Source organism: Nonomuraea ferruginea (assembly GCF_039540635.1).
In the GTDB taxonomy this organism is placed as follows: Bacteria; Actinomycetota; Actinomycetes; order Streptosporangiales; family Streptosporangiaceae; genus Nonomuraea; species Nonomuraea ferruginea.
Genome location: NZ_BAABFD010000011.1, coordinates 31,065 through 50,034, shown reverse-complemented (window position 1 = coordinate 50,034; position 18,970 = coordinate 31,065). Strand labels below are relative to the sequence as shown.

19 protein-coding genes are annotated in these 18,970 nt (G+C 72.4%); 11 read left to right on the top strand and 8 right to left on the bottom strand.

Annotated elements, in window-relative coordinates; translation table 11 throughout:
- Window positions 1-3: 3 nt before the first annotated feature.
- The 5 genes from gatA to ABD999_RS21075 all read right to left on the bottom strand — a co-directional run bounded on the left by gatA (window position 4) and on the right by ABD999_RS21075 (window position 7,347).
- Entirely contained in the window at window positions 4-1,497 is a 1,494-nt protein-coding gene (gene gatA, locus ABD999_RS21095) for an Asp-tRNA(Asn)/Glu-tRNA(Gln) amidotransferase subunit GatA (RefSeq protein WP_148029461.1), read from the bottom strand.
- Complete coding sequence (gene gatC, locus ABD999_RS21090; RefSeq protein WP_049556801.1) at window positions 1,494-1,793, bottom strand: Asp-tRNA(Asn)/Glu-tRNA(Gln) amidotransferase subunit GatC; 300 nt, start codon at window positions 1,791-1,793, stop codon at window positions 1,494-1,496. Before gatC ends, gatA begins: the two co-directional genes overlap by 4 nt.
- A 109-nt stretch (window positions 1,794-1,902) precedes the next feature.
- Window positions 1,903-3,963 carry a putative bifunctional diguanylate cyclase/phosphodiesterase gene (locus ABD999_RS21085; protein WP_271276423.1) on the bottom strand — a complete coding sequence of 687 codons (2,061 nt, stop codon included), beginning with the start codon at window positions 3,961-3,963 and terminating at the stop codon, window positions 1,903-1,905.
- Between the two features lie 161 nt (window positions 3,964-4,124).
- On the bottom strand, window positions 4,125-6,287 hold the full coding sequence (gene ligA / locus ABD999_RS21080; protein ID WP_271276452.1) for an NAD-dependent DNA ligase LigA: 2,163 nt from the start codon (window positions 6,285-6,287) through the stop codon (window positions 4,125-4,127).
- Window positions 6,288-6,357: 70 nt separating this feature from the next.
- Entirely contained in the window at window positions 6,358-7,347 is a 990-nt protein-coding gene (locus ABD999_RS21075; protein WP_271276424.1) for a methionine synthase, read from the bottom strand.
- Window positions 7,348-7,371: 24 nt separating this feature from the next.
- Here ABD999_RS21075 and ABD999_RS21070 point away from each other — a divergent pair, with 24 nt between their 5' ends.
- Window positions 7,372-8,001 (top strand): MBL fold metallo-hydrolase, encoded by a 630-nt coding sequence (locus ABD999_RS21070; protein WP_271276425.1) that lies wholly within the window; start codon window positions 7,372-7,374, stop codon window positions 7,999-8,001.
- Here the strand turns inward: ABD999_RS21070 and mnmA are convergent.
- The gene (mnmA, locus tag ABD999_RS21065) at window positions 7,998-9,056 is read right to left on the bottom strand and encodes a tRNA 2-thiouridine(34) synthase MnmA (protein WP_187280965.1); all 1,059 of its coding nucleotides are present in this window, start codon (window positions 9,054-9,056) and stop codon (window positions 7,998-8,000) included. The genes ABD999_RS21070 and mnmA overlap by 4 nt on opposite strands.
- A gap of 40 nt (window positions 9,057-9,096) precedes the next feature.
- On the bottom strand, window positions 9,097-9,477 hold the full coding sequence (locus ABD999_RS21060; RefSeq protein WP_271276426.1) for a metalloregulator ArsR/SmtB family transcription factor: 381 nt from the start codon (window positions 9,475-9,477) through the stop codon (window positions 9,097-9,099).
- A gap of 234 nt (window positions 9,478-9,711) precedes the next feature.
- Here ABD999_RS21060 and ABD999_RS21055 point away from each other — a divergent pair, with 234 nt between their 5' ends.
- The gene (locus ABD999_RS21055) at window positions 9,712-10,368 is read left to right on the top strand and encodes an SdpI family protein (RefSeq protein ID WP_271276427.1); all 657 of its coding nucleotides are present in this window, start codon (window positions 9,712-9,714) and stop codon (window positions 10,366-10,368) included.
- A gap of 64 nt (window positions 10,369-10,432) precedes the next feature.
- Window positions 10,433-11,482 (top strand): DUF695 domain-containing protein, encoded by a 1,050-nt coding sequence (locus ABD999_RS21050; protein WP_271276428.1) that lies wholly within the window; start codon window positions 10,433-10,435, stop codon window positions 11,480-11,482.
- A gap of 27 nt (window positions 11,483-11,509) precedes the next feature.
- On the opposite strand, the gene ABD999_RS21045 is transcribed toward ABD999_RS21050, so the two are convergent.
- Window positions 11,510-12,673 (bottom strand): cysteine desulfurase family protein, encoded by a 1,164-nt coding sequence (locus ABD999_RS21045; protein ID WP_271276429.1) that lies wholly within the window; start codon window positions 12,671-12,673, stop codon window positions 11,510-11,512.
- Window positions 12,674-12,727: 54 nt separating this feature from the next.
- On the opposite strand from ABD999_RS21045, the gene ABD999_RS21040 reads away from it, so the two are divergent.
- The 8 genes from ABD999_RS21040 (at window position 12,728) to ABD999_RS21005 (ending at window position 18,965) form a co-directional block, all read left to right on the top strand.
- A complete protein-coding gene (locus ABD999_RS21040) occupies window positions 12,728-13,240 on the top strand; it encodes a TetR/AcrR family transcriptional regulator (RefSeq protein ID WP_148029454.1) in 513 nt (170 codons plus the stop codon).
- 159 nt (window positions 13,241-13,399) lie between these two features.
- Entirely contained in the window at window positions 13,400-14,587 is a 1,188-nt protein-coding gene (locus ABD999_RS21035) for an MFS transporter (protein WP_271276430.1), read from the top strand.
- A gap of 91 nt (window positions 14,588-14,678) precedes the next feature.
- A complete protein-coding gene (locus tag ABD999_RS21030; protein WP_271276431.1) occupies window positions 14,679-15,599 on the top strand; it encodes an ABC transporter ATP-binding protein in 921 nt (306 codons plus the stop codon).
- On the top strand, window positions 15,596-16,393 hold the full coding sequence (locus ABD999_RS21025; RefSeq protein ID WP_271276432.1) for an ABC transporter permease: 798 nt from the start codon (window positions 15,596-15,598) through the stop codon (window positions 16,391-16,393). Before ABD999_RS21030 ends, ABD999_RS21025 begins: the two co-directional genes overlap by 4 nt.
- Window positions 16,394-16,443: 50 nt before the next feature.
- Window positions 16,444-16,698, top strand: coding sequence for a response regulator transcription factor (locus ABD999_RS21020; RefSeq protein WP_333485704.1), 255 nt, complete (start codon window positions 16,444-16,446; stop codon window positions 16,696-16,698).
- Between the two features lie 17 nt (window positions 16,699-16,715).
- The gene (locus tag ABD999_RS21015) at window positions 16,716-17,216 is read left to right on the top strand and encodes an HIT family protein (RefSeq protein WP_271276433.1); all 501 of its coding nucleotides are present in this window, start codon (window positions 16,716-16,718) and stop codon (window positions 17,214-17,216) included.
- Between the two features lie 94 nt (window positions 17,217-17,310).
- Complete coding sequence (locus tag ABD999_RS21010) at window positions 17,311-18,207, top strand: ABC transporter ATP-binding protein (protein WP_271276434.1); 897 nt, start codon at window positions 17,311-17,313, stop codon at window positions 18,205-18,207.
- The gene (locus ABD999_RS21005; protein WP_271276435.1) at window positions 18,204-18,965 is read left to right on the top strand and encodes an ABC transporter permease; all 762 of its coding nucleotides are present in this window, start codon (window positions 18,204-18,206) and stop codon (window positions 18,963-18,965) included. The genes ABD999_RS21010 and ABD999_RS21005 overlap by 4 nt, the downstream gene beginning before the upstream one ends.
- Window positions 18,966-18,970 lie beyond the last annotated feature (5 nt).

Here is an 18,970-nt window from a genome sequence, read left to right as displayed (position 1 = left end):
CTCCTAGAGCGCCGGGGCCTTGGCCAGCAGGCTGCCGCCCCAGCGGCTTTCGAGGGCCTGCTCCACGGCGGCGCCGACCCGGTAGCAGCGGTCGTCGCCCAGGACCGGGGCCATGATCTGCAGGCCCACCGGCAGGCCGTCCTCGTCGGCCAGGCCGCACGGCACCGAGATGGCCGCGTTGCCCGTCAGGTTGGACGGGATCGTGTAGAGGTCGGCGAGGTACATCGCCATCGGGTCGTCGGCGCGCTCGCCGATCGGGAACGCCGTCGTCGGCGTCGTCGGCGAGACGAGCACGTCGACCTGGTGGAAGGCGGCCTCGAACTCGCGCGAGATGACCGTGCGGACCTTCTGCGCCTGGCCGTAGTAGGCGTCGTAGTAGCCGCTCGACAGGGCGTACGTGCCCAGCATGATGCGCCGCTTGACCTCGGGACCGAAGCCGGCGGCCCTGGTCAGCGCCATGACCTCCTCGGCGCTGCGGTCGCCGTCGTCGCCCACGCGCAGGCCGTAACGCATGGCGTCGAAACGGGCCAGGTTGGAGGAGCACTCCGACGGCGCGATCAGGTAGTAGGCCGGCAGGGCGCTCGCGAACGCCGGGCAGGACACCTCGACGACCTTGGCGCCGAGCGACTCCAGGAGCTGCACGGTCTCGTTGAAGCGGGCCAGCACGCCGGCCTGGGCGCCCTCACCCGCGGCGAACTCCTTGACGACGCCGATGCGCATGCCGGAGACGTCGCCGTGGCGCGCGGCCTCGACGACGGACGGCACCGGGGCGTCGATGGAGGTCGAGTCCATCGGGTCGTGGCCGGAGAACACCTCCTGCAGCAGCGCGGCGTCGAGCACGTTGCGGGCGAACGGGCCCGGCGTGTCGAGCGAGCTGGCGAAGGCGATCAGCCCGTAACGGGACGAGCCGCCGTAGGTGGGCTTCATGCCGACGATGCCGGTGACGGAGGCTGGCTGGCGGATCGAGCCGCCGGTGTCGGTGCCGGTCGCCAGCGGGGCCTCGTAGGCGGCCACGGCGGCGCTGGAGCCGCCCGACGAGCCGCCGGGCACCCGGGTCAGGTCCCACGGGTTGTGGGTGGCGTGGTAGGCCGAGTTCTCCGTGGAGGAGCCCATCGCGAACTCGTCCAGGTTGGTCTTGCCCAGGATGACCAGCCCGGCCTCGCGCAGCCGCCGGGTGACGGTCGCGTCGTAGGGCGGACGCCAGCCTTCGAGGATCTTGGACGCGGCCGTGGTCGGCATGTCGTGGGTGGTGAAGATGTCCTTGTGCGCGATGGGCACCCCGGCCAGCGGCCCGAGCTTCTCGCCCGCCCGCAGCCGGGCGTCCACGGCCCGCGCCTGCCCCAGCGTGGTCTCGCGGTCGACGTGCAGGAACGCCTTGACCTGGGGCTCCACCTCGGCCATCCGATCGAGGTGGGCCTCGGCCACCTCGACCGCGGACACCTCACCGGCGGCGATCATCGCGCCGAGCTCGGCGGCGGTCTTGCGGATCAGGCTCATGCCTCCTCCCCGAGGATGCGCGGCACCCGGAAGCGGTCGTCCTCGACGGCGGGAGCGCCCGACAGGGCCTGCTCGGGCGTCAGGGACTGTCGCACCTCATCGGGACGGAAGACGTTGGTCAGAGGCAGAGCGTGCGACGATGGCGGCACGTCCTCGGCGGCGACCTCGGCCACCTTCGCGACCGACTCGATGATGGCATCGAGCTGCGTGGCGTAGTGGTCGAGCTCGTCGTCGGTGAGCGCCAGCCTGGACAACCGGGCCAGATGCGCGACCTCGTCGCGGGTTATGGCGGACATGAGTCGTTGAACCCGTTTCGTGGATGGAGTTTGGACACTCACATCCTAGGGGCCTTGACGGATCGCCTCAGAACCCTTAACCACCTGGTAACACCAGTGGCGTGACGCCTCAGACGGTCTGGGGGAACTCCTCGCCGTACTCGTACTCGCGCTCCTGACGCTCGCGGAGCCAGGCGGTGGCGTCGGCGGCCGGCATCGGCTCGCAGAACAACCACCCCTGGCCCAGGTCGCAGCCGATCTCGGCGAGGCGGAGCGCGACCGTCTCGGACTCGACGCCCTCCGCCACGGAGCGCAGGCCGAACGAGCGGACCAGGTCGACGATGGAGCGGACGATGCGGTCGTCGTCGGCGGAGTCGGCCATGCGGCGCACGAAGGAGGAGTCGATCTTCACTTCGGAGATCGCCAGCCGCTGCAGCCGGATGAGCGACGAGTAACCGGTGCCGAAGTCGTCGAGCGCGAGCGGCACGCCGAGCGCGGCCAGCGCCTTGATGGTCTCCTGGGTGTAGACCTGCTCGCCGGTCAGGATGCGCTCGGTGACCTCCAGCTGGATCGCGGCCGGCGGCAGCCGGTGCCTGGCCAGGCCGGCTTCGAGCTGCTCGGGCAGGGCGGGGCCGAGCAGGTCGCGGGCGGAGATGTTGACCGAGATCTGCACCCGCAGGCCGGTCTGCCACCAGCGGGCGGCCTGCTCCAGCGCCTCGTCGACGACGTAGGCGGTGAGCTGGCGCATCAGGTAGGACTGCTCGGCCAGCGGGATGAAGTCCGACGGCCCGATGGCGCCGTGGACCGGGTGGTGCCAGCGCAGCAGCGCCTCGACCCCGTCGACGGCGCCGCCGGCCAGGGCGACCTTCGGCTGGTAGTGCAGGCGCAGCTCGCGGCCGTCGAGCGCGCGGCGCAGGTCGCCCAGCAGGTTGAGGCGTTCGGGCGAGTTGCGGTCCTTGTCCGGCTGGTAGATCTCGACGCCGGTGCGGCCCTCCTTGGCCAGGTACATCGCCACGTCGGCGCGCTGGAGCAGCAGCTCGAAGTCGGGCGCGTGGTCGGGGTAGAGGGCGATGCCGACGGAGCCGTCGAGGTCGAACGACATGCCTTCGAGCCGCACCGGCTCGGTGAGCGCGGCCCGCAGCCGGGCGGCCACCTCGCGGGCGGCGTGGGCGTCCCTGATGGACGGCAGCAGCACGGCGAACTCGTCGCCGCCGAGCCGGGCCACCACGTCGCCGGGCCGCACGGAGTGGGCGAGCCGGTGGGCGACGAGCTGCAGCAGCCGGTCGCCGACCGGGTGGCCCATCGTGTCGTTGACCTCCTTGAACCGGTCGAGGTCGATGAGGAACAGGCCGACCCGCTCGTCATGGCGGGCCTCGGCCAGCGCCTCCTCGGTGCTGACGATGAGCATCTTGCGGTTGGGCAGCCCGGTCAGCTCGTCGTGCAGCGCCTGGTGGTCGCGGCGCATGGAGAGCGTGGCGGTGAAGTAGACGGCCGCGAGCGGGGCCACGAACAGCGGCACCAGCCCGGGTGAGTGGTTCATCACGACGACGACCAGCGGGGCCAGCCCCAGCAGCCCGGCGTACACCAGGGCCTGCGGCCCGATCGAGGCGCGCAGCACCCGCAGGATGGAGCGGCGCTCGTGCAGCGCCACGGCGCCGCACACGAGGGTGGCCCGGGTGGCGAAGTAGGCGACCCCGGCCAGCGTGATGGCCGGCAGCGCGTCGCCGGTCGGCACCCACGGCACGGCCGGGTTCGGCGCGTGGCCGAACGCGCCGATCACGACGGCGGCGGCGGTGAGCGCGAGCGTCGACTGGGCGATGTTGAACATCACCCGGTGCCAGGCCTTGCGGGTGGCGATGCCGTTGACGGTGACGGCCACGGCCTGCAGGAGCACGGCCACGGGCAGGCCGAGGTAGAGCAGGACCGCGAAGGTGAACATGGCCGAGGGGTACGTGCCGCCCACCGCGGTGGCGGAGGACACCATGACCGGCCGCAGCTCGCCCAGGACGACCAGCACCGCGAGCACCCAGAACAGCGGCGTGCGGACGAGCTCCGTCAAGGGGCCCGGGTCCAGTCTCAGCACGGCCACGAGGAGCGCGGTGAAGCCGATCACGGTGACGCCCGCGAGGAACGCCCACAGGGGCGTGCCGGCGCGCGGCCCGGTGTCGCGGGTGTCGGTTGGGTCAGTCATCGTTAACGAAACCCCCATTAGTTCACTATGGGAGGGTACGACCATAACCCACTTCTCGCAGCCAAGTGCGTACGTTCCGTCACATCTCCTCCCCGGCCTGCACCCACCCTCCGTAGTTACCTGGTCAACGCCCTGTATTCGCAGAAACTTCCCGAGCGTCACTATTCGGGCGTGACCGCCAGCTCCGCGGCGGCGTCGGGCCCGTGTTCGAGCAGGGTCGCGAAACCTTCGTCGGTCAGAATGGGGATCTTGAGGCTGACGGCCTTGTCGTACTTGGACCCGGCGTTCTCGCCGGCGATCAGGAACGACGTCTTCTTCGACACCGATCCGGTCACCTTGCCGCCCCTGGCGGTCAGCTCCGCGCCCGCCTCGTCGCGGGTGTGGCCGGCCAGCGTGCCGGTGACCACGAACGTGAGCCCCGCCAGATTCTGCGGCAGCTCGGAGACGGCCGGGGCCGCCTCCTCCATGCGGACGCCCGCGCGCCGCCACCGCTCGACGATCTCGCGGTGCCAGTCGACCTGGAACCACTCCTTGATGGTGACCGCCATCCGCGGGCCGATGTCCTCGACCGCGGCGAGCTCCTCCTCGGTGGCGTTCATGACGGCGTCGACGGAGCGCAGCTCGGCGGCCAGCTTCTGCGCGGTCGGCGGGCCGACGTGGCGGATCGACAGCGCGACCAGCACGCGCCAGAGCGGCGCCTCCCGCTTGACCCGGTCGAGCTCGGCGATGAGCTGGTGGGCGGCCTGGCTGGGCCTGCCGTCGGCGTTGGAGAACAGCGAGACGACCTTCTCCTCGCCGGTCTTCGGGTCGATCTTCGGCAGGCCGGACTCCTGGTCGCGGACCACCGACCTGATCGGCACCAGCCGGTCGAGCGTGAGGTCGAACAGGTCGGCCTCGGTGCGGACCACCGGCTCCTGCGGCGGCACCGGCTGGCTGAGCGCGGTGGCGGCGACGTAACCCAGGCCCCGGATGTCGAGCGCGTTGCGGTGGGCGGCGAAGTAGAGGCGCTCGCGGATCTGCGCGGGACAGCCGCGGGCGTTGGGGCAGCGCAGGTCGGCGTCGCCCTCCTGCTCGTAGGCCAGCTCGGTGCCGCACTCCGGGCAGTGGGTGGGCATGGCGAAGGCCCGCTCGGAGCCGTCGCGCAGCGCGGTGACCGGGCCGATGATCTCGGGGATGACGTCGCCGGCCTTGCGCAGGATCACCGTGTCGCCGATGAGCACGCCCTTCTTCTCGACGACGGCGGCGTTGTGGAGCGTCGCCCGGTTGACGGTCGAGCCGGACACCACCACCGGCTCCATCACGCCGAAGGGCGTCACCCGGCCGGTGCGCCCGACTCCGACCTGGATGTCGAGCAGCTTGGTGTTGACCTCCTGGGGCGGGTACTTGTAGGCGATGGCCCAGCGCGGCGCCCGCGAGGTGGAGCCCAGCTCGCGCTGGATGCGGAACCGGTCGACCTTCACGACCACGCCGTCGATCTCGTAAGCGGGATCGTGACGGTGCTCGCGGTAGTGCTCGATGTAGGCGTTGACCTCGTCGAGCCCGTCCACGACCCGGTAGAGGTCGCTCACCGGCAGCCCGAACCCGCGCAGCCGCTCGTAGACCTGCGACTGCGACCGCGGCTCCGCCGCGCCCTCCCAGACGCCCACGCCGTGGACGAGCATGCGCAGCGGCCGCTTGGCGGTGACGCGCGGGTCCTTCTGCCTGAGCGTGCCGGCGGCGGAGTTGCGCGGGTTGGCGAACGGCGGCTTGCCCTCCTCCACGAGCTGTTCGTTGAGCAGCTTGAAGTCGTCGACCGGGATGTAGACCTCGCCGCGCACCTCGACCAGGCTGGGGACGTCGTCGCCGGTGAGCCGGTGCGGGATGTCCCTGATCGTGCGCACGTTGGCGGTCACGTCGTCGCCCACCCGCCCGTCGCCCCGGGTGGCGCCGCGCTCCAGCCTGCCGTCGCGGTAGACCAGCGCGATGGCCAGCCCGTCGATCTTCAGCTCGCAGAGGTAGGGGCCGGGATCGCCTTCGGCCAGCCGCTCCGCCCTGGTCAGCCAGCCGGTCATGCCGTCGGCGTCGAAGACGTTGTCGAGGCTCTCCATGCGGGCCAGGTGGTGGACCTTGGTGAACTCGCCCGAGACCGGCGCGCCGACCTTCTGGGTGGGCGAGTCGGGCGTCTGCAGCTCCGGATGGGCCTTCTCCAGCTCCAGCAGCTCGCTGAACCAGGTGTCGAACTGCGCGTCGCTGACCGTCGGCGCGTCTTCGACGTAGTAGCGGTAACGCGCCTCCTCGACCAGCTCGCTCAGCTCGGCATGCCGCTGCCGCGCCGCCGCCGGCATGTCCCCCTGCTCGCTCACGGCGTCTCCTTCCGTACGAACACCCCTGGCCGAACGGTATCGCGCGGCACCGTCACTCCTGGAGGTCGCGCGCGGGGTCGTCCTTGATCACCTGGGCGGCCTTCCGGCAGGCGGCCAGCGCCGACCTGGCGTAGCCGGGCGAGGCGCCGGCGAGCCCGCAGGCGGGCGTGAGCACGATCTTCCCGGCCAGCTCCTCCGGCGCGAACCCGAGCCGCCGCCACAGCTCCAGCGCGGGCCGGGCCACCGCCGAGTAACGGGGCAGCCGCGTGTCGGTCGCGGGCACCACGCCGAGGAACAGCCCGACGCCGGCCTCGACCAGCTCGCCGATCGGCTCCTCGTCCCTGCGCCTGATCAGCGACGCGTCCGCGGACACCGCCCGCACCCCCGCCCGGCGCAGCAGCGCGTACGGCACGGAAGGGGCGCAGCAGTGGACCACCACGTCGGGGAAGGCGCGCAGCGACTCCTCCACCCGCCACTCCTCGGCGGCGGGCAGCCGCCCGAACCCGGACGCGGTCGGCACCGTGCCGTTCAGCACGCCGGGCAGGCCGGGCTCGTCCAGCTGGAGCACGAGGTCGGTGACGCCGGGCATCCGCCGGCGCACCTCGGCGCAGTGGTCGGCGACGCCCTGCGCGAGCGAGGCGGCCAGGTCGCGCACCGCGCCCGGGTCGGACAGGACCTTGTCGCCGTGACGCAGCTCGATCGCGCCCGCCAGCGTCCACGGCCCGCAGACCTGCAGCTTCAGCGGCCCCACGTAGCCGTCGCCGACCTCCTCCAGCCCGTCGAGGTCGCGCCGCAGATGGTCGACGGCCCGCTGGTGGTCGCGCCCCGGCCGCCCCGCCAGCCGCCATCCGGACGGCTGCACCTCCACGGGCAGGTCGACGAGCAGCCCCGCCGTCCGCCCCACCATGTCGGCGCCGACCCCGCGCGCCGGCAGCTCCGGCAGGTAGGGCAGCCCCGGCACCTCCCCGAACACGACCCGCAGCGCCTCAAGATGATCATCGCCGGGATGCGACCCGACCCCGGTGGCTTCCCACGTCAGCATGGGCACAAGCGTAGGGTGTGCCAGATGAAGCTCACGAAGTACGGGCACGCCTGCGTACGCCTGGAGAAGGACGGCAAGGTCCTGGTCATCGACCCCGGCACCTTCACCCGGGACCCGGTGCTCGACGGCGCCGACGCGGTGCTCATCACCCACCAGCACCCCGACCACCTGGACGTCGACCGGCTGGCCGCCGCCTCCCCCGATCTGGAGGTGTGGACGTGCGAGGCCGTCGCCGCCGAGCTCGACGAGCTGCCGCTGAAGGTCGGCGTGGTACGTCACGGCGACGACTTCCAGGCGGCCGGGTTCCGGGTGGACGTGTTCGGCGAGTGGCATCTGAAGAACCATCCCGACCTGCCGATCGTGCAGAACGTCGGCTTCATGGTCGACGGCGCGCTGTTCTACCCAGGCGACGCGCTCACCGTGCCCGACGCCGAGGTGGAGACGCTGCTGGTGCCGACCAACGCGCCGTGGCTGAAGCTCGTGGAGATGGTCGAGTATCTGCGCACGATCCGGCCCGCGCGGGCGCTCTCCACCCACGACGGGCTGCTCAACGACATCGGGCTCGGGCTGGTCGACAACTGGCTGCGGATGGAGTCGGAGGCTCAGAAGGCCGACATGCGCCGGCTGCCCGTCGGCGGGTCGATCGAACTCTAGGCCGCCGACGTGATCGTGGCCGACCCGATCACCGTCGGCCCCGAGTAGAGCACCGCCGCCTGGCCGGCCGCGACGCCGGTGGCCGGCCTGTCGAGCTCGATCTCCAGGCCGCCGTCGCGCTCCTCGAACGCGCACCCGTACACCTCGCCGTGCGCGCGCAGCTGCACGGTGAGGTCGTCGCGGACGTGCGGGCCGTTCCACACCGGTCGCACGCAGGAGATGCGGGTGACCTCCAGCGCCGAGCGCGGCCCGACCGTGACGGTGTTGGACACCGGCTCGATCGACAGCACGTAGCGCGGCCTGCCGTCGGGCGCGGGCCGGTCGATGCGCAGGCCCTTGCGCTGGCCCACGGTGAACCCGTGGGCGCCCTGGTGGCTGCCGACGACCGCGCCCGACTCGTCGACGATCGGCCCCTCGTCCGCGCCGAGCCGCTCGGCCAGGAAGCCGCGGGTGTCGCCGTCGGCGATGAAGCAGATGTCGTGGCTGTCGGGCTTGTCGGCGACGGTCAGCCCGCGCCGGGCCGCCTCCGCGCGCACCTCGGCCTTGGTGGAGTCGCCCAGCGGGAAGACGGCGTGGCCGAGCTGCTCGCGGGTGAGGACCCCGAGCACGTACGACTGGTCCTTGGCCGGGTCGGCGCTCCTGGACAGCACGCCGTCGACGAGCCTGGCGTGGTGGCCGGTCGCGACCGCGTCGAAGCCGAGCGCCAGCGCCCGGTCGAGCACCGCGGCGAACTTGATCTTCTCGTTGCACCGCAGGCACGGGTTGGGCGTGCGGCCGGCCGCGTATTCGGCCACGAAGTCGTCGACCACGTCACGCTGGAACCGCTCGGCCATGTCCCAGATGTAGAACGGGATGCCGATCACGTCGGCCGCCCGCCTGGCGTCACGCGAGTCCTCGATCGTGCAGCAGCCCCTGGCCCCGGTGCGGTGGGATTGGGGGTTGGCGGACAGGGCGAGATGGACACCGGTGACGTCGTGACCGGCCTCGGCGATCCGGGCGGCGGCCACGGCGGAGTCGACGCCGCCCGACATGGCGGCAAGCACACGCAATCCCATGACCGTTCCAGCGTACTGGCCGCGCGGATGTGGTGTGGCGTCACCGAACGGTCGGCTGACCTCCGCTGACGGGGAGGCGCTCCCGGAAAGGATGGCGGACGCGGGGCCGGTCGGCCTGGTCGAGCGAGACCAGGGGCAGGGCGGGCGCGGAGCCGCCCCGGCTCAGCAGGGACAGGACCAGTTCCACGGTCTCCTCCATCACGGTCATGTTGAGGCGGTACCAGATGGTCGTGCCCTCCCTGTCCCCGATGATGAGGTCGGCCCCCTTCAAGACGTTGAGATGGCCGGACAGCGTCGGCCTGGGCACCGCGAGCTGCTCGGCGAGTTGTCCCGCCGACAGCCGGTCATGCTTGCGGAGGATGCGTAACACCTCACGACGTCGCACGTGAGCCAATGCTTCGAAGGCACGATTCGCGAGCACGAAAACCCACCTCGTTTCGCCCTAGACAGTGAGGGGCGGCTTCCTGCCAATGGGGAGATCGTAAATTTGGCCAGTGAAGCCAAATATCCCGCCTAGGGCACATAGGGGTCACGCCGCACCATGACCCAAGTCATGCGCGGCGGCCCGGCGAGGCATGACCACGGCCACGCTGTGCTGCGAGAACCGGCTGGTTAAGCTCGACGCCATGAGCCTCCGGACTCGCAAGCCGCGCGCATGCCGTGGGCGGGCGTCGTCGCCTCCGCCGCGGGCCTCCTCGTGATGATCGCGATCGCGTACGTCATGTGGGACCGCCTGCCCGAGTACGTCGCCACCAGGGAAGCCACCGCCACCCGGCCGGGTGTCGACGTGCCGAGGATCGTCATCGCGGGCGCCCTGCCCGCCGTCCTGCTCCTCGTCGGGGCCGTCATGACCGTGTCCACGATCATCGGCGGCAGGTTGCGGCACTACGTCGACCCCACGCTCGTCGCCTCGCCGAGCTCGCAGACCAGGACGATGAACGTCCTGTTCTCCGTCCTTCCCCTGCTGCTCGTCACGCTGCAGGCCGGCCTGCTGTCCAAGGCCGCCCGCTACGACTTCCCCCTGGAGCAGGCCGTCGGGGTCGCGTTCGGCATCGTGCTGATCGGCCTCGGCAACGTGCTCCCCAAGATCAGCCCGGCCCGCGTCGGGAGCGGCGCCACCGGCCGGTGGGCCCTGGCCTGGCAGCGGTCGCAGCGGACGGGAGGCGTGGCCCTGATGGCCCTGGGGGTGGCCTGCGTGACCGGAAGCTTCTTCTTCCTGCCAGTCCTGCTGGTGGTGGGCTCGGCGCTGCTGGTGGCGGCGGTGTACGCCCTGATGGCCGTGCTCGCCGTCATGCGGATGCGCCGATCGTGATCCGGCCAGGTCGAAGCGCGCTCGGAGTGCGCGACCTGGGGGGCGAGTCTGCGAGGATTCTGCCATGCGACTGTTCGGGCGCAAGAGCGAAGACGAGGGTGCCGACCCGGGTGAGCGCGTGGCGGGGTTCTGGCAGTGGTGGGCGAGCGCCAGGCCGGAGCTCGACGCGGCGGTGGCGGCGGGAGAGAGCGGGAAGCCGGCGGAGCTCCTCGGCCCCGCGGTGGCGGCGGTCCACCCCGACCTGGTGTGGGAGCTGGCGCCGGGCAGGAACGCGGCCCACGCGCTGGTCGTGACGGCCGCGGGCGACGCCGAGCTGCGCTCGCTGGCGCACCGCTGGGCGCGCGCGGCGCCGCCCGCCGACATGCTGTGGGAGTTCCACCCGTCGCGCCAGGCGAGCGCCCTGCCCGGTGAGCTGACGCTCGACGCGGGCGGGATCGAGTTCGGACTGGACAAGCTGGTGCTGGGGCTGCGGGTGCCGCGCGGGGCGCTGCGGGTGGACGTGACCGCGCACCACCCGATCTTCGGCGAGCTCGGCGAGGACGCCCGGATGGACGCCACGCTGCTGGCCCTCGACCGGCTGCTCGGCGAGGACGACGTGGCCCGGTGGGTGGGCGAGATCGTCCCCGCCGCCGCGCCGCCGATCGACGCCGTGCCCGCCGTCCACCTGCCCGTGGTGGTGGCCGACGTGGCCGCCGACTACGACACCGAGCAGTGGGCCATGCTGGAGGGCCGGACGGCGAGCGGCGCGCCGCTGGTCGCCTCGGCCCGCTATCCGCTGCGGCCCGTCGACTACCCGCTGCTCGACCACCACATCGCCGTCACGCTGCCGTACCGCGACAAGGACGCGGGCGGACTGCCCCAGGGCAGGTCGCTGGCCGCGCTGGGCGCGTTCGAGGAGCGGCTCGGCGAGCGGCTGCGCGCGCTCGGCGACGACGTGGTGCTGGCCGCCAACCTGAGCGCCGAGCGCCGCCGCGTCATGCACGTGTACGCCACGCGCGAGAGCGCCGCCGCGGCCGCGCTCAAGGAGCTGGCGTCCACCTGGAAGGAGGGCAGGGCCCGGGTGGACGTGACCCCCGACCCGGCCTGGAGCGCGGTGGCGGCCTTCCTCGCCTGAGCGGGCCGTACGGGGCGGCGGGGTCTGTCAGCCGAGGCCGGCGCGGCGGGCCCGCTCGACCGCGGCCGGCAGCACCTCGATGAGCCTGTCGACGTCGTCCTGGGTCGAGGTGTGGCCCAGCGAGAAGCGGAGCGAGCCCCTGGCGGCGGCCGCGTCGGCGCCCATCGCCAGCAGCACGTGGGACGGCTGCGCCACCCCCGCCGAGCAGGCCGAGCCGGTCGAGCACTCCACTCCCCTGGCGTCGAGCAGCATGAGCAGCGCGTCGCCCTCGCAACCGGGGAAGGAGAAGTGGGCGTTGCCCGGCAGCCGGTCGGTGGGGTCGCCGTTGAGCACCACGCCGGGCACGGCCTGGCGGACGCGGGCGATGAGGTCGTCGCGGAGCGCCGTCAGGTGGCGGCGCTGGGACTCCTGCTCCTTGACCGCGGTGCGGACCGCGGCGGCGAGCCCGGCGATGGCGGGCGCGTCGAGGGTGCCGGAGCGGACGTCGCGCTCCTGGCCGCCGCCGTGTTGCACGGAGACCGGGGTCACCCCGCGGGCCAGCAGCAGCGCGCCGACGCCCATCGGGCCGCCGATCTTGTGGCCGGTCAGGGTGAGCGCGTCGGCGCCGGACTCGGCGAAGGACACGGGAAGCTGGCCGATCGCCTGCACGGCGTCGGTGTGGAACGGGATGCCGTGGTCGCCGGCGATGGCCGCCAGGACGTGGACGGGCTGGATGGTGCCGACCTCGTTGTTGGCCCACATGACGCTGACCAGGGCGACGCCGTCGGGGTCGCGCTCGATGGCGGCGCGCAGCGTGTCGGGGCCGACCCGGCCGAGCTCGTCGACCTCCAGCAGCTCGATCTCGGCGCCCTGGCTGTCGGCCAGCCAGTGGGCGGGGTCGAGCGCGGCGTGGTGCTCGACCGAGCTGATCAGGACGCGCTTCCTGGGCTGACGCGCCCAGAACATGCCCTTGATGGCGAGGTTGTCGGCCTCGGTGCCGCCCGAGGTGAACACGACCTCGCTGGGCCGGGCGCCGAGCGCGTCGGCGATCGTCTCGCGCGACTCCTCCACCACCCGGCGGGCCTCGCGCCCGGCGGCGTGGAGCGAGGAGGCGTTGCCGACCCGGCCGAGTTGCTCCGTCATGGCCTCGATGGCCTCGGGGAGCATGGGCGTGGTCGCCGCGTGATCGAGATAGGCCGACGGTCTGTTCACCCGGCCAGGGTATCTCGTTTGCCCCTGTACCGTCCGGACGGTACAGTAGAGCGCATGAGACGGGACGAGCTACTGGACGCGGCAGAAGAGCTGCTCAGCGACCTCGGCTCGACCGCGCTCACGCTCTCCGCCGTGGCCGACCGGGCCGGCGTCAGCAAGGGCGGTCTCCTCTACCACTTCGCCACCAAGGATGCCCTGATCAAGGCCATGGTGGAGCGTCTGATCGAGGAGTTCGACGACCTGGTGGCCGCCCAGCCGGACGCCACCTACACCGAGCGCTACCTCGGCGCCACGCTCGTCGCCGTCCGCGAGGGCAAGCTGCGCCGCTGGGCCGTGGTCACCGGCGCGTCGGGCAACACCTACCTGCTTGCCCCGCTGCGCGAGGCCATGGCCCGCTGGCATCGCGAGGGCCTGGACGACGAGCCCGACCCGGTGGCGTCGCAGATCGTGCGGCTGGCCTGCGAAGGGCTCTGGGACCTGGCGAGCCATGACCCGGAGCTCAACGGCGACGAGGCTCTGGGCGCGCTCGACGCCCGGATGAGAGCTCTGCTCAAACCTCCTTCCTGAGGTTTCCGGCTCTCTCGTACGGTCGGACACCGCTGCGCGCGCCCTTCTGACGCGACGCGCCGCCGGCGTTTGCGTGCGCCACTCCCCCCTTCCTTCAAGGCTCGGCCACGGCCGGGCCTGATTTCTGCCCGAAGTGATGTTTCTGTGAGGCATGCCCTGATGAACCGTGACCTGAGGATCGCCCGCTACGGCGCCGTCCTCACCTTCGCCCTCGCCGGCCTGATGGTCGGCACCATGACCGTGCGCATCCCCGCGCTGACCGACAAGCTCGGCCTGTCCGAGGCGGAGGTCGGCACCGTCCTGCTCGCCTGGGGCCTGGGCGCGCTGGTGACCATGCAGTCGATGCGCCGCGTGATGGCCCGCGCCGGCAGCCGCACCGTGCTGCGGGTCGGCGGCCCGCTGACCGCGCTCGCCCTGATCGCGGTGGCGCTCATGCCGAGCCTTCCGGCGCTGCTCGTCGCGTCCACGGTGTTCGGCATGACGTTCGGCCTGTTCGACATCGCGATGAACGCCCAGGGCTCCACCGTGGAGCGCGCCTACGGGCGGCCGCTGATGAACGGCATGCACGCCGGCTGGTGCGTGGGCGCCATGACCGCCGGCGTCACCGGCAGCCTGTCCATCGTCCTGGGCCTGTCGTTCACCGCCAACCTGGTGCTGGTCAGCCTGCTGTCCCTGCCGGTGCTCCTGGTGCTCGGCCGGACGTACCTGCCTGACGTCCCCGCGCCCGCGACCGCCGCGGGGCCGCGCCGCCGCATGCCGCCGGTCGTGTACCTGCTGGGCGCGCTGGCCTTCTTCGCGTTCATGGTCGAGGGCGTGGTCGCCGACTGGAACGGCCTCTACATGCGCGACACCATGAAGGCGCCCGAGGCGCTGGCCGCGCTCGGCTACCCGATCTTCGAGGCGGGCATGCTGCTCGGCAGGCTGACGGGTGACCGGCTGCGCTCGCGGTTCGGGGTACGGGGCATGCTGACGGCCGCCGGGCTGGCCACGGCCGCCTTCTTCGGCATGGTGCTGGCGGCGCCCGCGCCGGTGGTCGCGCTGGTCGCGGTGTTCTTCGTGGGCCTCGGTGTGGCGACCATCTCGCCGATGACGCTGTCGCTGGCCGGCACCGCCACCAGCACCCCCGGCCCGGCGATCGCCCAGGCGGGCGCCATGGGATACGCGGGCCTGCTGCTCGGTCCGGTGGCGATCGGGTTCCTGTCGGACGTGACCTCGCTCCGTACCGCGCTCGGGCTGGCCGTCGTGCTGGGCCTGCTGATCGCCGTGGCGGCGCGCCTGCTGCCGCGCGAGGAGCCCGCGGCGGTCACGCAGCTGCCCGCCCCCGAGCGGCAGCCGGTGGCCGCCTGACAAATGTCACGCCCGGACCCTGCGGTTTTCCCGGGAAAGAGCTGAGACAGCGCACTGCCGGGACGGCGCCCCGCCCCGGCACAGTGGTCCCGTGGACACGACAGCGATCGAGGTGCGGGACCTGCACCAGAAATATGGCGACTTCGAGGCGGTCAAGGGGATCGGCTTCCGGGTCGGCCGGGGCGAGCTGTACGCGCTGCTCGGCACCAACGGGGCGGGCAAGACGACCACCCTGGACGTGCTGGAGGGGTACGTCGCACCGACCGGCGGCGAAGTGCGGGTGCTCGGGCACGACCCGGTCAAGGAGCGGGCCCGCATCCGGCCCCGGATGGGCATCGTGCTCCAGGAGGCCGGCTTCTACAAGGACCTGACGGTGGCGGAGACCGTGGACGCCTGGCGGCGCTGGACGCCGCACGCGCTCGGCCGGGGCGAGGTGCTCGACCGGGTCGGGCTCGGTCACCGCGCGGCGGTGCGGGTCGGGCAGCTGTCCGGCGGCGAGAAGCGCCGGCTCGACCTGGCGCTGGCCGTGCTGGGCAGGCCCGAGGTGCTCTTCCTGGACGAGCCCACCACCGGACTGGACCCGGAGGCCAGGCGGAACGTGTGGGAGCTGGTGCGCGGCATGGTCGCCGACGGCGCCACCGTACTGCTCACCACCCACTACCTGGACGAGGCCGAGCAGCTCGCGCAGCGGCTGGCCATCATGCACGACGGCCGGATCGTCACCGAGGGCACGCTGGCGGGCGTGCTCGGGGAGCGGGGCACCAGGATCAGCTTCCGGCTGCCCGGCGCGCGCCCTGGCGACCTGCCGTACTCGCCCGGCCTGGCACGGCGCTCGGTCAGGCAGGACGGCGAGACGTTCACGGTCGAGACCCACGAGCCGCAGCGTGACCTGCGGGATCTGCTGGTGTGGGCGGACGAGCGCGGAACGGAACTGGGCGGCCTCGAAGTGCGCAGGCCGTCGCTGGAGGAGATCTTCCTCGAAGTCGCGGAGACGGAAAGGGTGGCGGCGTGAACTGGCTCTCGACGGTCTGGGCGCAGGCCCGGCTCAACCAGACGGTCCTGCTGCGGCAGCGCGGCCTGGCGTTCACCATCCTGCTGCTGCCGCTGTTCATCGCCTTCGTCTACACCAGCGGCCCGACGGCCTCCGGCGAGGTGAACGGGGTGCCGGCCGCCGCGCTCGCCGCGATCGGGGCCATCGCCGTGGTGTTCCCGTTCTCGTACATGACGATCGCGACCGGCATCGTGGTGCGCAGGGAGGAGCGTGTGTACAAGCGGCTGCGCGGCAGCGCGCTGTCCACCACCGCGATCTTCGCGGGCGACATCCTGCACGCCACGCTGGTCGGCGCGGTGCAGGCGGCGGTCATCCTGGTCTACGCGGTCGGGGTGGTGGGCGTGCCGGTGCCGGGGAACGTGCCTCTCATGCTGGTGGCGTTCGTGCTGGGCGCGGCGGTGTTCGCGGCGCTGGCGATCGGCACGGCCGGGCTCATCCCCAACTACGAGGTGGCGCAGCTGGTGGCGCTGCCTGTGCTGTTCGCCAGCATGCTCGGGGCGGGCATGATGTTCCCGCTGTCGGTGCTGCCCGAATGGGGGCAGCGGGTGGCGGAGGTGCTGCCGATGACACCGGTCGTGGACATGATGCGCATCGCGTTCCTGGGCCGCGACCTCGGCCGGGCGGGCGCGCCCGAGGTCGGCTTCCTGGAGGGCTTCCAGGTGTCGGCCGCGGGCCTCGGGATCGGGCTGCTGTGGATCGGCGTCGGGCTGTGGTGCACCCGGAAGTTCTTCCGGTGGGACCCGCGCCGGGCGTGACCTGGGCAAGGACAACCCGGCGGCGACCCTGGCCCGAGATCATCAGGAAGGTGCACGAGGGCGGCCGGTACATCGACCCGGAGCTGGCCGCGGACGCGCTGTCGATCCGGGAGTGCCCGCTGACCCCGCGCGAGCTGGACACGCTGCGCGCGGCCGCCGGGGGCGCGCCGATGTCCAGGATCGCCAGGCAGCTGAGCCTGTCGGAAGGCACGGTGCGCAACTACCTGTCCTCGGCGGTGACGAAGCTCGCCGTGGCGGACCGGCATGCCGCCGTCCGCCGCGCCCGTGACATGGGCCGGCTCTGACGGTCATGATCGTCATCATGACTGAGAGGAACGTCCCCTTCGACGTGGCCGCCTACGAGGCGCGTGTCCGGTCCATCCCCTGTTTCATCTGCGCCATCGTCGCCGGCGACCCGGCCTACGAGCACGAGCAGATCTTCTACGAGGACGAGCACCACCTGGCGTTCCTGTCCGCCTACCCGACGGTGCCCGGCTACGTGCTGGTCAGCCCGAAGGCGCACGTCGAGCACGTGGTCCGCGACCTGGACGAGGAGGCGTACCTGGCGCTGACGGGCGTGGTGCGGAAGGTGGCGCTGGCGGTGGAGTCGGTGGTGCCGTCGGAGCGCACCTACCTGCTCTCGCTCGGCAGTCAGCAGGGCAACTCCCATCTGCACTGGCACGTGGTGCCGCTGCCGCCGGGCATCCCGTACGGGCAGCAGCAGTACCACGCGCTGATGTCGGAGAACGGGCTGATCCCGTGGAGCCGGGAGCAGGCGGAGGACCTGGCCGCGCGGCTCCGGGAAGCTGTGAGTTCCCTCTGAGTCCGCCCGCGTCCCCCAGGCCGGGGTCGCGGGCTCACAGAGGTCTCACAGGATCGCTCAGGACGTCTCCAACCGGGCGGGCCAGGCTGGCCGCATGATCCGGCTCAACGCACTGACCAAACGCCACGGCGGGACGCTCGCCGTGGACGGGCTCACGTTCGAGGTACGGCCCGGCCTCGTCACCGGTTTCCTGGGGCCCAACGGCGCGGGCAAGACCACCACCATGCGGATGATCCTCGGGCTCGACCTGCCGACGTCCGGCACGGTGACCGTCGGCGGGCGGCGCTACCGGGACCTGGAGACGCCGCTGCGCGAGGTGGGGTCGCTGCTGGAGGCGCAGTCCGTGCACCCGCGCCGCACCGCCCGCGACCACCTGCTCTACCTGGCCAGGGGCAGCGGCCTCCCGGACCGCAGGGTCGGCGAGGTGCTCGACCTAGTGGGCCTGTCCGACGCGGCGGGCTACCCGGCCGGCGGGTTCTCGCTCGGCATGTGCCAGCGGCTCGGCATCGCCGCCGCGCTGCTCGGGGACCCGCCGGTGCTGGTGCTGGACGAGCCGGTGAACGGGCTCGACCCGGAGGGCGTGCTGTGGATCCGTACGCTGCTGCGAGGCCTGGCCGCCGAGGGCCGCACGGTGCTGGTCTCCAGCCACCTGATGAGCGAGATGGCGGTGACCGCCGACCGGCTGGTGGTGATCGGCAGGGGCCGGCTGATCGCGGAAGGGGACGTCGAGGACTTCACCGGCGCCGGCGCCGAGGTGCTGGTCCGGGTGGCCGACGGGGCGGGCTTCGGCAGGCTGCTGGAGCTGGCGGGGGCGCACGTGCGGGCGCACGGCGACGAGCTGGTGGTGACGGGCATGCCGGCCCCGGACATCGGGCGGCTGGCCGCGTCTGAAGGGGTGGCGCTGGCCGAGCTGACGCCTCGCCGCGCTTCGCTGGAGGACACGTTCATGGAGCTGACCAGGGACAGCGTAGAGTTCGGGGCCGCGCTGTGAGGGGGCTGGTGCGGGCCGAGTGGACCAAGTTCAGGAGCGTCCCCGTCATGCCGGTGCTGGCCGGGGCCGTCATCGCCGTGTCGGTGCTGCTGGGATGGCTGTTCGCGCAGGCGTCGGCGGCCGAGTACGCGCGGGCCACGGCGGCGGACCAGGCCGCGTTCGATCCGCTGCAGGGAGGCTCCCGGGGCGTCTTCATCGTCCAGCTGCTGGTCGCGGCGCTGGGTGCGCTCGTGGCCAGCACCGAGTACGGCTCCGGTACGATCCGGGCCACCGTGGCGGCGGCCGGACGGCGCACCCGGCTGGTGGTGGCCAAGGCGGCGCTGGTGGCCGTGGCCGGGCTCACGGCAGGCGCGGCGGCGGTATGGGGGATGTTCCTGGTCTCACAGATCACGCTCGCCATGCACGGCGTGCCGCGGGTCTGGCTGGACGATCCCGACGCGGTGCGGCTGTTGCTCTTCGGGCCGGTGGTGCTGGAGCTGGTGGCGCTGTTCGGGCTGTCGCTCGGGATCCTGCTGAGGAGCACGGCGGCGGCGGTGAACACGGCCACGGCCTTCCTGCTGCTGCCGATGTTCGCCCCGATCATGCCCGACTTCCTGGGCCTCACGCTGAGCACCTGGTGGCCGAACACGGCCGCCTTCCGGTCGCTCATGCCCTCGGAAGGCTCACTCCCGATCTGGATGGGGATGGGCGTGCTGGCCGCTTTCGTGGCGGTCATGATGGTCTGGGCACGCACCCGGTTCCGCACGCGTGATGTGTGACCCCG

Excerpts from the sequence above, each read along its gene's own strand:
- ABD999_RS21010 (WP_271276434.1), top strand. The coding sequence starts at position 17,311 with ATGATCCGGCTCAACGCACTGACCAAACGCCACGGCGGGACGCTCGCC.
- ABD999_RS21035 (WP_271276430.1), top strand. The coding sequence starts at position 13,400 with ATGAACCGTGACCTGAGGATCGCCCGCTACGGCGCCGTCCTCACCTTC.
- gatA (WP_148029461.1), bottom strand. The coding sequence starts at position 1,497 with ATGAGCCTGATCCGCAAGACCGCCGCCGAGCTCGGCGCGATGATCGCC.
- gatC (WP_049556801.1), bottom strand. The coding sequence starts at position 1,793 with ATGTCCGCCATAACCCGCGACGAGGTCGCGCATCTGGCCCGGTTGTCC.
- ABD999_RS21055 (WP_271276427.1), top strand. The coding sequence starts at position 9,712 with ATGCCGTGGGCGGGCGTCGTCGCCTCCGCCGCGGGCCTCCTCGTGATG.
- ABD999_RS21015 (WP_271276433.1), top strand. The coding sequence starts at position 16,716 with ATGACTGAGAGGAACGTCCCCTTCGACGTGGCCGCCTACGAGGCGCGT.
- ligA (WP_271276452.1), bottom strand. The coding sequence starts at position 6,287 with ATGCCGGCGGCGGCGCGGCAGCGGCATGCCGAGCTGAGCGAGCTGGTC.
- mnmA (WP_187280965.1), bottom strand. The coding sequence starts at position 9,056 with ATGGGATTGCGTGTGCTTGCCGCCATGTCGGGCGGCGTCGACTCCGCC.
- ABD999_RS21085 (WP_271276423.1), bottom strand. The coding sequence starts at position 3,963 with ATGACTGACCCAACCGACACCCGCGACACCGGGCCGCGCGCCGGCACG.
- ABD999_RS21040 (WP_148029454.1), top strand. The coding sequence starts at position 12,728 with ATGAGACGGGACGAGCTACTGGACGCGGCAGAAGAGCTGCTCAGCGAC.
- ABD999_RS21075 (WP_271276424.1), bottom strand. The coding sequence starts at position 7,347 with ATGCTGACGTGGGAAGCCACCGGGGTCGGGTCGCATCCCGGCGATGAT.
- ABD999_RS21070 (WP_271276425.1), top strand. The coding sequence starts at position 7,372 with ATGAAGCTCACGAAGTACGGGCACGCCTGCGTACGCCTGGAGAAGGAC.
- ABD999_RS21050 (WP_271276428.1), top strand. The coding sequence starts at position 10,433 with ATGCGACTGTTCGGGCGCAAGAGCGAAGACGAGGGTGCCGACCCGGGT.